Raw genomic sequence first — 14,078 nt, forward strand, 5'->3', positions numbered from 1 at the left:
TATAAAAGAGCGTGGCTAGCTTCCGCTTTGAGGTTCAAACTCCGCTCGGCTTTACTGTTCGGACCACTGAAAAGTATTGGGAACGCATTGTTACTGAGAAACATCGGAACATGCGAGGCCAGGAAGAGGAGGTCAAGAAAACACTGGGCGATCCTGACTTGGTCAAACAGAGCGTGGCCGACCCTAAGGTGATGCTCTTTTACCGACCATGCCAAGAAGGTTGGATAGTCGCGGTCGCCCGTCGTCTCAACGGAGAAGGGTTCTTGATTACCTGCTATCTAACGGCTGCCATTAAGAAAGGGACGGAGATATGGAAACGAAAATAAAGCTATTCTTCGACCCGGTTGGAAACACCTTGACAGTATGGTTCGGAGACCCAGATCAGGAACATATCTGTGAAGAGACCGGCAATGATGTCATTTTGATGAAGAACCGGACTGGACAAGTCATTGGATTCGAAAAGCTGAACTTCGTTCCCGCTGGGACAGACATGCCTCTTGTCAGTTTTGAAACCATGGCGACACCGGCTCCCTAAACAATCGAACGACGATGAATCTTCTTGAATCTCGAAACAGTCTCCTCGGGATGGAGTTTGATCGACACCTCAGAGAGCATCCCGAATTCGTTGACAAGATACCGGAGAACGCTCAGGTTGTCCTACTACTCGAAGGAGATGAGGACTTCAATACGTGGAGCCTGCGCGTCGGCAAAGAACAAGCGACGCACGATCAACCTCTACCCTATGTGATGATCAAAAAGCTCGCTCTAGCCCACTCGCGCATTGAAGAACTGAGTCTCCTGGCTGGATAACTCACTTGACAAGCCAATCACTGCCGAAGCAGCTCCCAGACAATAACCATCCCGACCGCGACTGGCTCATGCTGTACGCGTCGCCGGAGTTTGCCCAAGTCCAGCGGTGGATGCGCAAGAAAGTCGATCAGTGGGCCAAGACCGCCGGCGAGGAAGAACTGCGGCGCATGGAAGACTCCTTCATCATCAGTTCACGCTATGAGTGGATGTTCTGGGATATGACCTGGAACGAAGAGCAGTGGCCGGTATAGGCAATGGACGGAGCCATCATCCTGGGGATAACGGCCGGAACCTTGACCACGGTTGCCTTTATTCCACAACTCGCGAAGGCCTTGAAATCCAAGTCAACCGGCGATCTATCCTGGGGGATGGTGCTGACGTTCACGATCGGCGTGCTGTTGTGGCTGATCTATGGAATCTGGATCGATTCGCTACCCGTAATTCTGGCCAATGCAGTAACCTTTTTTCTCCAGCTTGGCATCATCTCTGTCAAAATCAAATACGGGTAGCGCGGCCGAGCTTCAAAGGCGGCCGATGGTCGTCCTGCCAGACAACGAGCGTTAGAGATGTTACCAGACTGTCAGCATCTCGGAAGCCGTAAGGTCACTCACCAACTGTAATACAACAAGCCCTAATTATACGGAACAATGCTCGCTACGCCTTCGCCAATGCCAACGCCATGGCGCCGATCGGCTGAGGCGCTCGCGCCGCCTGACTTGATGCCCATATCGATGTTACAACCGGCGAAAGGTGGCAAGCTTTGCAGTTCCCTGATCCAATGTAATCGTGGTCTCGCAGCCCGCCTTACGATTCTTGATGCCGATCAGGCAATCCGCAAAATCGGCCTGTGACGAGCGGTAGTCGGCGATCGCAGCCCACACCGACGGCTTGTCTTCGATGATGAACTGCTTGGTGGTGAGGAGTCGATCCAATACATCGATAAGAGCAGCTTTGGGAAATCCGTAACTGTAGCTGAGCACCCAGACACACTCGCAGAGAACGATGTGATTGAGAAACAGGGATTCGTCCTGATCCTTTGCAGCCGCAAAGCACCGCTGCACCCGGCGAGTTTGCTCTGGGTCGTCCTGCGTGAGAAACCGTACGAGAACATTCGTATCAATCGCGATCATCCGGCGTGTCTGGTCGCTCCTTTCAGAATCCCTCGCTGCATCTCTTCAAGCGAGAGCGCCTTTTTGCCCTTTTGGTGCAAGAGGCCCGCGAGATCCATTACGTCGATGGTGGCGGGGCGCAGGGTCACACGCCCATCCGCCTCAATGACAAAATCGAGTTGGTCTCCGGCGTGAAGACCAAGATGGTCTCGGATCGGTTTGGGGATGGTCGTTTGGCCTTTGCTGGTCAGCGTGACAATCATAACAATTCCTTTCTTCTTCTGGTAGGTATTACTGTAGCGTAAGGAATTGTTGTCGTCAACGCTCGCATTACAATGCGAAGAAAGATGCTGGCTACGCCTTCTGCCTTGCCTTCGCCAATGCCAACGCCATCGCGCCGATCGGCTGAGGCGCTCGCGCCTGACTAGACACCGACGGCCCATGCCCACGCGAGTCGCGTGCGGTTTCACTTCGAGATTGTGTCGGCATAGATGAGCAGCTCGCGGCATCTTCAAGCCGCATCGTCAACGCAATCCGCTGACGCTTCAGATCAACGTCGATGACCTTCACCTTGACGATTTGCCCAGGCTTGACCACCTCGTGTGGATCTTTAATGAACTTATTGGCCAGCGCGGACACATGCACGAGCCCGTCCTGATGCACGCCGACGTCGACGAACGCCCCGAACGCCGCCACATTCGTGACGACTCCTTCCAACACCATGCCGGCCTGCAAATCACTCAGCGATTCGACTCCCTCCCGAAAACTTGCCGTCTTGAATTCAGGACGAGGGTCTCGGCCTGGCTTTTCGAGTTCAGCAAAAATATCCCGCACCGTCGGCAACCCGAATTGTTCATCGGTAAAATCAGCCGGCGCCAATCCCTTCAAGACCGCAGGCTGACGCATCACGTCGGTGATCCCGGTTCCGAGTCGTACCAGAATGCGTTCAACCACCGGATAAGCCTCCGGGTGAACGGCGGACTGATCCAAGGGATTGTCGCCGTCGGGAATACGCAGGAAGCCTGCCGCCTGCTCGAAGGTTTTTTCACCGAGACGCGGAACCTTGCGGATCGCCGTCCGGTTTGAGAACGGTCCGTTCGCATTGCGATATTCCACGATATTCCTGGCCAATGTCTTGTTGAGGCCCGATACCCGTTCCAACAAGGGCACCGAAGCCGTGTTGACGTTCACGCCGACCGCGTTGACGCAATCTTCGACCGTGGCATCAAGCGACCGCGCCAAGGCCCGCTGATCGACGTCATGCTGATATTGCCCCACTCCGATCGCCTTCGGCTCGATCTTCACCAGTTCGGCCAACGGATCCTGCACTCGCCTGGCGATGGACACCGCCCCGCGTAAACTGACATCCAACTCGGGAAACTCGGCCGCGGCAAAGGCCGACGCCGAATAGACCGACGCCCCTGCCTCGCTCACCACAAGTTTCGCCACATGCTGGTCAGGTCGTTGCGCGGCGACCGCCTTGATCGCCTCGCCGGCTAACTTATCCGTCTCCCGACTGGCCGTCCCATTCCCAATGGACAGCAATTCCACGCCATGTTGAACGATCAGACGAACGAGCGTCTGTAACGACCCCTGCCGATCATTACGAGGCTGATGCGGGTAGATCGTCTCCGTCGCCAATAATTTCCCCGTGGCATCGACCACCGCCACTTTGCATCCGGTGCGAATGCCGGGATCCAGGCCGAGGATGACCTTGGGCCCGGCCGGCGACGCCAATAACAACTCATGCAAGTTCCTGGCAAAAATTTTGATCGCCTCGGCCTCGGCGGCTTCGCGCAACTGCACCAAGAGTTCGGTGCTGATCTGGAGATGCATCTTGACGCGCCACGTCCATTCGCACACGCCGGCCAGCCATTTGTCCGCGGGTCGCCCGCGATCTTCGATGCCCGCGTGAGCCGCGATCGTTGCCACGCAGGGATGGGGAACGACCTTGTCCAGAGCCTCCCCTAAACCCAATTCGAGTTTCAAGACTCCCAGCGTACGACCTCGGAATAACGCAAGGGCCCGATGCGAGGGAATGGTCTTGATCGACTCCGCATAGGCATAGTAGTCACGAAACTTCTCCTCTTCCGCCGTTTCATTGTCTTTGACCACCGTCGAAGTCAGGACACCTTGGTCCCACAACCGCGTCCGCAACATAGCTAATAGGTCGGCCGTTTCGGCAAACCGCTCCATCAGAATGTCCCGTGCCCCTTCCAACGCAGCCTTGGCATCAGGCACATTGATCGCCTCCACTCCTTCGGCAGCCGGCACGGCGCGAATGTACTTGAGCGCTTCTTGTTCGGGATCCAGCTTCGGATCAGCCACGAGGCTATCGGCCAACGGTTCCAGCCCGGCTTCGCGGGCGATCTGCGCGCGCGTGCGGCGTTTCGGTTTGAACGGGAGGTACAGATCTTCGACGGCCTGCTTGGTGGCGGCGGCCTCGATGCTCGCCCGCAACGCATCCGTGAGCTTCCCCTGTTCTTCAATCGAAACTAATACGGCAGTGCGGCGCTCTTCCAATTCGCGCAGATAGAACAACCGTTCCTCCAGCGTGCGCAGGTGGGTGTCGTCCAGGTTGCCGGTCGCCTCTTTCCGATAACGCGCGATGAAGGGCACCGTCGCCCCGCCGTCGAGCAGCGCCACGGCAGCGGCAACCTGGGCGGCTCCGACCTTGAGCTCCTTGGCGATGATCGGAATGATTTTCACCCGCGCCGCGTCTGCTGCGCTCTGAGTCGTTTCAGTCGTCATCGGTATCACTGACCTATCTTTCCGAACGCGTCAGCGGTCCGCGCTCTCTAAGACTTGGATAAAGGACGGTCACGTTACGAACAGGTTTGTTCGAGTCTAAGAGGACATCGCAGGATAATTCGCGCACACGGTAGCAGGCTGTCGAAAACTATTTTGATATTCAAAAAGACCTTGTTCTTAGCCACCCACCCCGGCGCACCCGCTTCGCCCGCTCAGCCCGCATCGACGAGTCTGCGAGGCGGGAACGACGCTGGAGGACATTTTCAACATCCGTTTAATGAGCGAGGGTTCCAAACGCAGCAAACAGTCGGCCCGCAAGGTAGTAGGTCCCAGGGGCGTCCCCCGCGTGCCTGCGTCGGAGGAAATCGTTCAGGACTCGCCCATCCGAAGCTTTGTGTGTGTCCGGATGCTTCAGGTTCATGCGATACCGTTCAATCCCCGCTGAAACCGAACTGACGAACACCACGGTCCCATCGAGGTCCACCTTTTCGACGACACCGACATGCGTGAGCGGGTCGTTCGGCAATCCATCTCGGTTGAAATCCCACGTGTTGTGGAAAAAGACCAGATCTCCGGGATGGACAGTGGGGCCATAGTGAATCCGCCCATGTTCTACGACATGGGTAAAGATGCGCCCGACACCGTTGCCGCCGTCGAGCTCGCCCAGCCCACCATACAAGTCCACACGCTGCGAGGCGTAGACACCCCGAACGAAGCCGGAACAATCTGGAGTAAAGTTCCGTCCGCCCACCTGAATACGGGACTGCCCGACAAATCTCACCGCTGTCCTCGCCAGCGCCGCCTGCCGTGGAATACCCTTCTCCATGGCACAGCAGTGGGTTCCACGCGCGCCCATCAGAGGAATCACGCTCCTCTCATCCTGTAGCGAGTGACGCCCCGTCGCGGCACATCCACCGAACGTGCCTGCGACCAGCAAGGCCACGAGACCAACCCCGACATGCTGTCTGTACTCTGCTCCCCTCATGATGCTTCAGTATACAGACCAGCCGCTGTAAGACAATACCTGCGCGCGGTTCGGTTATCCTCCCGCGCTCCCTACCGGTCCGCCCGGTTCGGTCATACGCCAGGGATCAAGGAGTTGGGCGAGACGTTTATCCGGTAATACCTTTTGGTCTTTCGCCACCTGCCTGACCGTCTTGCCGGACTTATAGGCGTCCTTCGCCAGTTTGGCCGCGGCTTCGTAGCCGATCTCCGGCGCCAAGGCCGTACACATCGCCAAGCTTTCCTCGATAAGGCTCTTGCACCGCTCTTCGTTCGCCTTGATCCCTTCAATACACTTGGCCGAGAAGTTATCGGAGGCTGTAGCCAACAGCTCGATGGACTGAAGAAGATTATAGGCCATCACCGGCATCATGACGATCAGCTCGAAATTCGCCGCCTGCCCGCCGACAGTCACCGTCACATCGTTCCCGATCACTTGCGCGCAGACCATGGTGACGGACTCGGCAATCACCGGATTGACCTTCCCCGGCATGATCGAAGACCCGGGCTGCGTCTCGGGCAGATTGATTTCACCGAGCCCGCACCGCGGCCCGGAGCCGAGCCAGCGAATATCATTGGCGATCTTCATGAGACTCACGGCCAGGGTGCGCAGGCACCCGCTCGCCTCAACCAGGGAGTCCTGTGCCGACTGAGCCTCGAAATGATTCTTGGCTTCTTTAAACGAGCAGCCGGTTTCTTTGGAAATGACGGCCATGACTTTTTTTGAAAATTGCGGATGACAGTTCAACCCCGTGCCGACCGCGGTCCCACCCAATGCGACTTCGCTCAAGGCCGCCTGGGCTTGTGTGACCCGCTGAATACCGAGCTCTATCTGCCTGGCATAGCCGCCGAATTCCTGCCCGAGGCGGACCGGCGTGGCGTCTTGAAGGTGTGTGCGCCCGATTTTTACAATCTGATCGAACTCCTTCGCCTTGCGCTTCAACGCCTTATTCAATCGAGTCAGCGCCGGCAGCAACTGCTGCTGCATCATTTCCGACGCGGCGATGTGAATGGCCGTGGGAATCACGTCGTTGCTCGATTGGCCGAGATTCACATGGTCGTTGGGATGCACGAGCTTGCTGCCGCGCGCCCCGCCGAGCAGCTCCGTCGCGCGGTTCGAGATCACCTCGTTCGTGTTCATATTGGTGGACGTGCCGGACCCCGTCTGAAAAATATCCACCGGAAATTCCGCATCCAGTTTGCCGTCGACCACTTCGGTCGCCGCCAGTTTGATCGCCTCGGCCGGTTGTTTGTCCAACAAGCCAAGGGAGTGATTCACCGTCGCGGCGGCCCGCTTGATCATCCCCATGGCCCGAATCACTCCCCGTGGCATGCGCAGCGAACTGATCGGGAAATTCTCGATCGCGCGCGCGGTCTGCACTCCGTAGTACGCCTCAACGGGGACAGCCAGCTCCCCCATGGTATCCTGCTCAATCCGAGTCGATGCCGACGGCTTGTTCTGATCCTGTTTCATGCACAGTGCTCCATGTGTAAGAGGTTCCGACTGCTTGCGGGCGTCATGATAAACTCAGCCCCCTCACTTTCACAAGAGCAGAACACGATGACTTCTCGTCAATTAGCTAAGGGTCCTCTATCACTGATACACAGAGTCCCGGTTGCAGTAAGGTCCGCGCCGGCGACGGTATCGGCATGTCCTGAAAATACCTCCGACGGAGGGCTCTGGGAATTGGTGAGGCAGGAAGTTGCCTATCGACAAATGCAAAAGCCCGCCTGTGGAAGGCGGGCTTTTATGAAAACCGGTGAATCCAACGATCCGTTCCAACCGCTCATCCTAGGCAAAAAGCCCGCGCGTAAGAAACCCCTCTCAGATCATCAGGTGCGAGTGACGTCCCCTTTGACTCCTTTAGACACATTCGTCTCTGGTTGAAATACGTATGCCGGTTCGCGTTTAGCGATCGTGAACAGCTGCAAGATATCCATCCCTATCCCTGTTAAGACGAGACACCATCCACCGACAATCATCCACCAGGCCGACGAAAATACATCCGAGGGTTGATCGAAGTCGAACACGGCCACGACTCCCCCGAGCGCCAGTATCAGTCCCACTGTCATCAGCGAATAGCTGAGAGTCTTCATCTTTGCCTCCTCAAACAGGTTGGATGTTTGAACAGGTTCGACAGTCACGCGGAGGACCGGCCCCCCCTTTCTGTTCGTCCGCGACGGGTATCCGCACCTCCTCTGCATACAGTCGTAATCTACGCCGACGAAAGTTATGACGATCCTGTGGAGACTCTACTCGCATTCCTCAAAGACGCAATCCGGCAAGATGTCTCTACCTTGTAGATCCGATTGGATCTTCATGGTCGACGTGCTGAATGACCCGGTGGGCTATCGGGGGAAGAGTGTGTCGGGTGGTGTTCGGCTGAAAGACGCGTCCCATTCGAATCGGTCGCGCAAAAACCCGGCAAGAGTGGAGCACCGATTTTCGCTACGGATGTCGGTGATCATCGGAGACTCCTCAACCGCTCTTCCAGGCGTGCAGCGATTCCAAATGCCCTGTCCAAATCGAACTCCCGAAAATCTTCAGACCGCAAAACGGGGCGCAGTTGCGGCTCAAGCTGCTGCCGTAGATCGGCCATGCGGCTTGCTGAAACATCGATCGGATCGTTACCGGGAATTTGCATCTTGTCACGCACCAGCGCTACCAATTCGCCGTCATCGGGTTTCAAGTCCAGGTTCCGGACGGCACAATCCAAGTCAAAGAAGTCCCGTAAAGCAGATTCTCGCCGTGACAAGGCGGCTTGAAACTTTTCGGCAAGAGCCTCGGTTCTGGAAATGCAGCGCACTTTGATGACAGGAACGAGTCGTTCGCGAGACACAGGGTCAAGCAGAACCGTCTTGGCCGCTGCATCGACAGGCGGCAGCCTTAGCGGCTCACGAAGGCCCACTTCGATCTTAATCGTCTCTTCTCGTCCCCCAAGAGAGGAGGCATACCCGACAACAGCATTGTATTGCATCGAGTTATTGAAACCCGTCAGTGGCTCGACCACACGCACAAAGGGAAATTGCTCCGGAAGCGCGCCGATGATGTCTTTTAGACTCTTGGCATGCGCGCTCCTCTTTGAGCGAGACGCGTCCACGGGCATGGGAATCACAAAGTCCAAATCTTCGCTCATGCGGTAGAAATCGGCATACACCTTTGCCAAACAGGTGCCGCCCTTGAATACCAGCTCATCATGCGCCGCAGTCAAAACTTCCAGCAACAACGTGCAGACATAATCCTTTTCGATCAGCCGCTCAGGAAAACCGGAGCTCTGGCTCGTGAAACTCAACGCTTCACGAAAGAATTCAATCTGAGTGAAGAGATCCCGCATCACACATCACATCCGCTCGTTCATCACCACACCCCAGCGTTGATTCACTGGGCCTCGTTTTGGCTTCCTGGGATTCAACGGGATAGGTCCGCTCGTTCGCCTGATCTCCCGTTCCAGCTTGCGCAATAGCTTTTCCTCGACGCCTTCCCCTTCCAGCAGGGCACCAATTCTGCGGATCGTACCCTTGTCTCCATAGCGCAGGGTGCTGGCCACCAACTCCCCCGCAGTGATCCGCCGCGTCTTCAACTCCCGACGAATCCACTCATACCCGCGCGGGATGCCGTTGAAACGCGACCAGTCATATACGACATCCACTAAGGACCGTACGCGCGATGAGTAGATGGCTTCCTCTCCATCCGTTGAAGCAACGATTTCCGTGTCACCTAGTCGCCTATCAGTTACCTTGATGAGCGTGAGCTCGACCGCACCGATTTTCCGCTCTCCGGAAATCCGATTATTGTACGCATACACACGAATCGGGACTTGTTCGTCAAAGCCGTACAGATTGAAGGCATTAGGACCGCAGATTTGGTACCGTCCTCCTGCATCCTTCATCAAGGCGTTCAACGCCTCTGCCTCGCGGGGAGTCCAAGCCATGCCCAATGGCAGACGCGGTGGAATGACGTACAGCCCAGGACGGATTCTGGCGATCAGCTTGGCTCGCGCCATACGGCTGAATAATTCGCGCTCCTGTTTGGCGCTGAGACGCAGTGGTCCACGAAGATCACCAATCCTCAAGGTGCGGGTCTTCCGCATATGCGCAAAGGCGAGCAGTTGGGATTCGAGCTGTCCAAGCTTGCGTTTCATGACCGTGTTGTATTTTATGCAGATTGCTTGATGGGCAATTTTCATAAAATACAACACGAACCTCTTAAACTGCAATATCCGCTCAAGAAGCTCGAAACCTTCCCCTCCTCGAGGAACATCTCGGAAACAAAGCCGGCTTCGACCTCAGAGGTTATTGCAAGCTCTACGCGGCTAAGAAAGACATCAGAATCGTCTACCGTATTATCGAGCAAGACGTGATTGTAGAAAATTGTGGCGATCTGCAAACGCGAAGAACTACGGTATATTGCACTGCGCAGAAGCGGATTCGATGAATGAGCCTATCAGCTCTTGGTGATGAGGTTCAGCCGGATATTGTCTTGAGTGGGAGGGGAAAAGAACTCGGGAAAACCTATGCCCTTCTCGAAGCGGGAACCATATGGCTCTCGCCTCGATTCTCGCCTAAAGGCCAAAAAGAATCGTATGGCTAGGTTCCTTCGACAGCTCGGTCCTTGTTGTTGCGGGGCACTTGAACCTCGATCGTGCCGGTGCAGCCCGGATACGGTGTCTTTAGTAGCGGCGCAAGGCGGAGAAGGTGACGGCTGATGGTCGAGGAAGTTGTGAGTGTTGAGTTAAGATTCTTCAAGACAAAGCCCCAGCACTTCTTTCAGATTCTTCCGCAATTCGTCCAAGCTTTTCCACTGCTATGTGCCCTGGATTCCCAGGCACAAAGCCCACATACAAGTTTGTTTCGGGATCCCATTCTAAGTACGCGGTAAATGTCTTCATCCGCCAGCACCTCCCTCACAGCACTCATGCCCTTTACTGACCCGGCTACGATACCGGATCGCACCGCAATAGCGGAGAGGAGATGTTTGGACTTACTATGCGGATCTAGCAAAACGTTCAGAGGCTTATGCGGACTGCCCACATCATACGATTGTGCTTTCCCTCACAGGTTAGCCTTCCACCCCAGCTGTTACGGCTTTTATTTTCTCTGTGTATTACCCTCAAGTTCCAAGAGACGGCGCTGGAGCGTGCGCACTTTCTCCTTTAATGTTTCCAACTCCGTCTCTTTTCCACTACCAGGCGCTTGGACGGAATTCTCCGTACCTGGTGCCACATGTGTATTGTGAGAGGCGGCGGCATCGCGTGTCGAATGGATGGACTGATTATGCCGTGGGATAACAGGAGCCTGGTCGAGTTGAGGTTGGGGCTGTGTCGATGATGGTGCCAACCAGGCAGGGATAGCCTCGTACTCAATGACGAGTGAGGCGATAGGAGGCGTCTTGGTGACGTCCGGCTGCGTGTTCCTGCTTGATCGCCTCGCAGATTCCGGAACGAAACCGAGCTGACGTGTGTTCAATCCTGTGGGATTAGGGTCAATTCGTGCTGACATACCAGCCGGACTAGCACGGTCTCGCTGTGCGCGGTAGTGGGTGAACGTGAGGTGCAACAAACGTCCCTGTATGTAGAGTATTCCGCCCGTTGTTTCACTTCCCATATCCGTATCGCGACTGACCCGGAATCCGACCACCTGACTTCTGACGGCCTGAGAGAGGGCAGTACTAATTAATGGGGTGAGGAACTCGGTATCGTCATCGGAAAAGACAGGACTTTCATAGTTTTGCCCTCTCTCCGTAGCTTTGACGTGCACCCCTCGAAAAACAGAAGCCAGAAAAGCAGGACTCATCGCCAGCGGATGGGCGGTCCCGAACCACCCATCCTCAGCTTTCTGAAGAAATACGGCACCGCGTGGGTTATCCACCAGCATTTCGTCCACGACTTTCGTGTTGGTGAGCCCACATGCATTGGCAAGCAAACAGATTGCAAACGATAAGACCGGGACAGGAAACAAAAAACGCATTCCAAAACTCGAAAATAGAGCAAGCATGGTTAGAAGGTGTATCGCATCGTCTTTTCTGCCATGCGGCCCATGAACTGACGGGGCGGAAATGTCAGCCTAATCTCCCGTGGTAAAGAGCTGCAACTACGCATGTGACTACATAACATCAGCGAAGCTCCGCTGTTCTAGAATCGCACAAAGGATCGCATCCTCTGCGGGCTCGGCATATCCAGGCCGTCGCTCAATATGGCTAAAAGCCGGCATTCATAAACAATCGCCCCTGTAACGAATCCGGTTCGAATTGTCCGGTGTTGAACGAATTCGTCACGCGCCACTCTCCTTGAGCGTAGACGCTGGTGGTGATGTGATACCGAATCATCGCGGTCGTGCGTGAGCCGGACTGGGCTCCCTGTTGCATCAGATGATCCCATCGGGCACCGAACGACCACGTTTTATTTGGAATATACAGGCCTTCCACAAGAACATTCTGAAAATCGCGGCGATCGAGCGAGGCTGACCTGAAATACCCAGCCGTGACGATCAGCGGTCCGAACTTGCCTTCCCCGGCAATGCCCCACTTATTGAGGGCCTTCCTCCCGTCCGGGATCACAACCGAGGGATTGTTGACGACATCCCGCTTATAGATGGCCCCGATTTGGTAGTTATCAAACAGCGTGAGCGCATAAGTCGCATAGACCCCCGGATTCTCAAGCCGGTTCACCTCCGTCAATTGTTGTGGTTGAAATACGCCCACCATATAGCGATGGGTGAGCGTGTCTCCTACCAGTTGTCCGTTGAGCTCCACCGCCGTGTTGTAGAATTCTATGGCTTCATCGGCCACCGCGACCCCAGGCGGCGTGACGGTCTGCGCACGTGCCCCGAGGAGACCGAGTGCGCTTTGGGCAAAGTATCGTTGCCGCATGACCCGTTGCGAATGAGACAGAAACGGAAGTGCAATATCAAACTGGCCAAATCTAAGGTTGAGCAATCCATGCCCGGTCGCTCCAATCAGATCGTTTACTTGTCCATAGGCCTGATTAATCGCGACTGTCCTATTCGCATACCCAATATCGATATAGGGAGAAAATATGCCGGTCTTGCCCAGGGGGGCACCGGCCATGAGTTCAATCGTGGCCACTCCTAGCTTCGACGTCGGCTTGCTATTACCCGCGTTGTTGTATTCGGCCTCCACGATAATTCGCGTCGACACAGGCACATGTTTCATATCTTGGATGTCGGACCACTCCTTGTCCTCTGGAAACCGGAATCCGTTCATGCGAAAGCTTTGCCCCGTTTGATTCAGCTTCGGGAGTGCTTGGTGACAGGTTGAACAGGACTTCTCCGTCTGCCGGCTAAACGCGGGAATAGATTTCGCCTCCTGTGGCGCCATGATTGTCAGCAATCCCGACGCCGCGATGCTCAGCATGAACGCAAACAACGCTCGCATCCGCATTCCGCTTCCCTTCCATGTCATGATCCTGCGAGGTTACTGTGTGAACTTTCTGATGTGGTGGACGAGCGCCCACATCTGTTCCTCGGAGAGCTTTTTCTTGTAGGCACCCATCTCCGTCGCCTCAGGGTCGCTTCCATTCGCGATGATCCAAAACAGTTGCCCATCCGGGATTTTCTCCATCACGCTTCTGTCCGTATAATTTCTCGGTTTGACGTCTAATCCTTTCGTGGCGGATCCTTTCCCATCACCCTTCTCACCGTGACATTTGCTGCACTTGGTTTCATAAATACTCGGAGCTTCCTTCACCACCTCGGAAGTCGGTGGTATCGGGTTCGAGGACTTAAGAACTTCCTCCGGAGCAATCGGGGTCTTAAAATCTCCCGCAATGACTGCTGCTGGCCACGCCAGGAACGCTGCGCTCAACGCGACAAGACTAAAGTGTGTCATCTTCATGTTGTCCTCCTTTTCCACATGCCTGCATATCGCCCGGCGAGCAGCGTCAGAGTGGAGCTGCCGCCGGTGATGGCCGGGGTTAAGGTGATTTGGTCGTTCGTCGAGTCCGCGGTGTCCGGTTGAAAGACTGCGGTGATGACAGAATATCCCGATGAAACCTGAACGAAGGAACATCGGACAATCGTGAAGTCTGAGGTCATGGTCACATGTTCGAATTCAGCGTTGCACATTTCAGCCACCGTAGTGATCGCCGCTTGGAGAGAGCCCTGACGCTCATTACGCGGTATCGATCTGGGACTGCTGTTATCCCTAGCAAATCCTGTGCTCTCGTCGTAGTCCGCCAATGGGCGCAAGTATTGTGGGAAATATCGTCGTTTCACGCGAATTCGTGTGAAGCACGCCCTGGCTGTCTTCGACCCCTCGATCGAATAGGCCGAATCCAAACAGATTCATTGAATCCAGTCCGATTCATGCGACAGATCCTACCTTCATCTCCTAATCAGGCTGCTATCGAGGTTTGAGACGAGGCTGAACAGCTATGCAAGATGCGCAAT

The 14,078-nt window shown here is 55.5% G+C and carries 18 protein-coding genes; 6 read left to right on the forward strand and 12 right to left on the reverse strand.

What is annotated here, in order from left to right; translation table 11 throughout:
* The first annotated feature begins 11 nt into the window (after nt 1-11).
* The 5 genes from COMA2_RS00105 to COMA2_RS00125 are packed head-to-tail and all read left to right on the forward strand — an operon-like array spanning nt 12 to nt 1,319.
* Entirely contained in the window at nt 12-326 is a 315-nt protein-coding gene (locus COMA2_RS00105) for a hypothetical protein (RefSeq protein WP_090893541.1), read from the forward strand.
* Nucleotides 311-535 (forward strand): DUF2283 domain-containing protein, encoded by a 225-nt coding sequence (locus COMA2_RS00110; RefSeq protein ID WP_090893543.1) that lies wholly within the window; start codon nt 311-313, stop codon nt 533-535. The genes COMA2_RS00105 and COMA2_RS00110 overlap by 16 nt, the downstream gene beginning before the upstream one ends.
* Before the next feature lie 14 nt (nt 536-549).
* Nucleotides 550-810, forward strand: coding sequence for a DUF5647 family protein (locus tag COMA2_RS00115; protein WP_090893544.1), 261 nt, complete (start codon nt 550-552; stop codon nt 808-810).
* A 5-nt stretch (nt 811-815) separates the two neighbouring features.
* Nucleotides 816-1,061, forward strand: coding sequence for a thiaminase II/PqqC family protein (locus COMA2_RS00120; protein ID WP_245630784.1), 246 nt, complete (start codon nt 816-818; stop codon nt 1,059-1,061).
* 3 nt (nt 1,062-1,064) lie between these two features.
* On the forward strand, nt 1,065-1,319 hold the full coding sequence (locus tag COMA2_RS00125; RefSeq protein WP_090893546.1) for a SemiSWEET transporter: 255 nt from the start codon (nt 1,065-1,067) through the stop codon (nt 1,317-1,319).
* Nucleotides 1,320-1,544: 225 nt separating this feature from the next.
* Here COMA2_RS00125 and COMA2_RS00130 read toward each other — a convergent pair whose 3' ends face one another.
* The 8 genes from COMA2_RS00130 to COMA2_RS00165 form a co-directional block, all read right to left on the reverse strand.
* Nucleotides 1,545-1,940, reverse strand: a complete 396-nt coding sequence (locus COMA2_RS00130; RefSeq protein WP_090893548.1) for a PIN domain-containing protein — start codon at nt 1,938-1,940, stop codon at nt 1,545-1,547.
* Complete coding sequence (locus COMA2_RS00135; protein ID WP_090893550.1) at nt 1,937-2,182, reverse strand: AbrB/MazE/SpoVT family DNA-binding domain-containing protein; 246 nt, start codon at nt 2,180-2,182, stop codon at nt 1,937-1,939. The genes COMA2_RS00130 and COMA2_RS00135 overlap by 4 nt, the downstream gene beginning before the upstream one ends.
* Before the next feature lie 91 nt (nt 2,183-2,273).
* Nucleotides 2,274-4,670, reverse strand: a complete 2,397-nt coding sequence (locus COMA2_RS00140) for a Tex family protein (RefSeq protein ID WP_090893552.1) — start codon at nt 4,668-4,670, stop codon at nt 2,274-2,276.
* Between the two features lie 274 nt (nt 4,671-4,944).
* On the reverse strand, nt 4,945-5,655 hold the full coding sequence (locus tag COMA2_RS00145) for a CHAP domain-containing protein (RefSeq protein ID WP_139076927.1): 711 nt from the start codon (nt 5,653-5,655) through the stop codon (nt 4,945-4,947).
* Between the two features lie 54 nt (nt 5,656-5,709).
* Entirely contained in the window at nt 5,710-7,146 is a 1,437-nt protein-coding gene (locus tag COMA2_RS00150; RefSeq protein WP_090893556.1) for a class II fumarate hydratase, read from the reverse strand.
* A 359-nt stretch (nt 7,147-7,505) separates the two neighbouring features.
* Nucleotides 7,506-7,769 carry a hypothetical protein gene (locus COMA2_RS00155; RefSeq protein ID WP_090893558.1) on the reverse strand — a complete coding sequence of 88 codons (264 nt, stop codon included), beginning with the start codon at nt 7,767-7,769 and terminating at the stop codon, nt 7,506-7,508.
* A gap of 368 nt (nt 7,770-8,137) precedes the next feature.
* Nucleotides 8,138-9,007 carry a nucleotidyl transferase AbiEii/AbiGii toxin family protein gene (locus tag COMA2_RS00160; protein ID WP_090893560.1) on the reverse strand — a complete coding sequence of 290 codons (870 nt, stop codon included), beginning with the start codon at nt 9,005-9,007 and terminating at the stop codon, nt 8,138-8,140.
* A gap of 6 nt (nt 9,008-9,013) precedes the next feature.
* Complete coding sequence (locus tag COMA2_RS00165) at nt 9,014-9,814, reverse strand: type IV toxin-antitoxin system AbiEi family antitoxin domain-containing protein (protein WP_139076929.1); 801 nt, start codon at nt 9,812-9,814, stop codon at nt 9,014-9,016.
* A gap of 293 nt (nt 9,815-10,107) precedes the next feature.
* Here COMA2_RS00165 and COMA2_RS19945 point away from each other — a divergent pair, with 293 nt between their 5' ends.
* Nucleotides 10,108-10,263, forward strand: coding sequence for a hypothetical protein (locus tag COMA2_RS19945; RefSeq protein WP_175304278.1), 156 nt, complete (start codon nt 10,108-10,110; stop codon nt 10,261-10,263).
* A 497-nt stretch (nt 10,264-10,760) separates the two neighbouring features.
* Here the strand turns inward: COMA2_RS19945 and COMA2_RS00170 are convergent, their stop codons facing one another.
* From COMA2_RS00170 to COMA2_RS19950, 4 genes are all read right to left on the reverse strand, one after another.
* Complete coding sequence (locus tag COMA2_RS00170) at nt 10,761-11,639, reverse strand: hypothetical protein (RefSeq protein WP_090893565.1); 879 nt, start codon at nt 11,637-11,639, stop codon at nt 10,761-10,763.
* A 229-nt stretch (nt 11,640-11,868) separates the two neighbouring features.
* Nucleotides 11,869-13,071 carry a hypothetical protein gene (locus COMA2_RS00175; protein ID WP_090893567.1) on the reverse strand — a complete coding sequence of 401 codons (1,203 nt, stop codon included), beginning with the start codon at nt 13,069-13,071 and terminating at the stop codon, nt 11,869-11,871.
* 33 nt (nt 13,072-13,104) lie between these two features.
* On the reverse strand, nt 13,105-13,524 hold the full coding sequence (locus COMA2_RS00180) for a c-type cytochrome (RefSeq protein WP_175304279.1): 420 nt from the start codon (nt 13,522-13,524) through the stop codon (nt 13,105-13,107).
* Nucleotides 13,521-13,904 carry a hypothetical protein gene (locus tag COMA2_RS19950; protein WP_175304280.1) on the reverse strand — a complete coding sequence of 128 codons (384 nt, stop codon included), beginning with the start codon at nt 13,902-13,904 and terminating at the stop codon, nt 13,521-13,523. Before COMA2_RS19950 ends, COMA2_RS00180 begins: the two co-directional genes overlap by 4 nt.
* Nucleotides 13,905-14,078 lie beyond the last annotated feature (174 nt).

Source organism: Candidatus Nitrospira nitrificans (assembly GCF_001458775.1).
GTDB classification, from domain to species: Bacteria; Nitrospirota; Nitrospiria; order Nitrospirales; family Nitrospiraceae; genus Nitrospira_D; species Nitrospira_D nitrificans.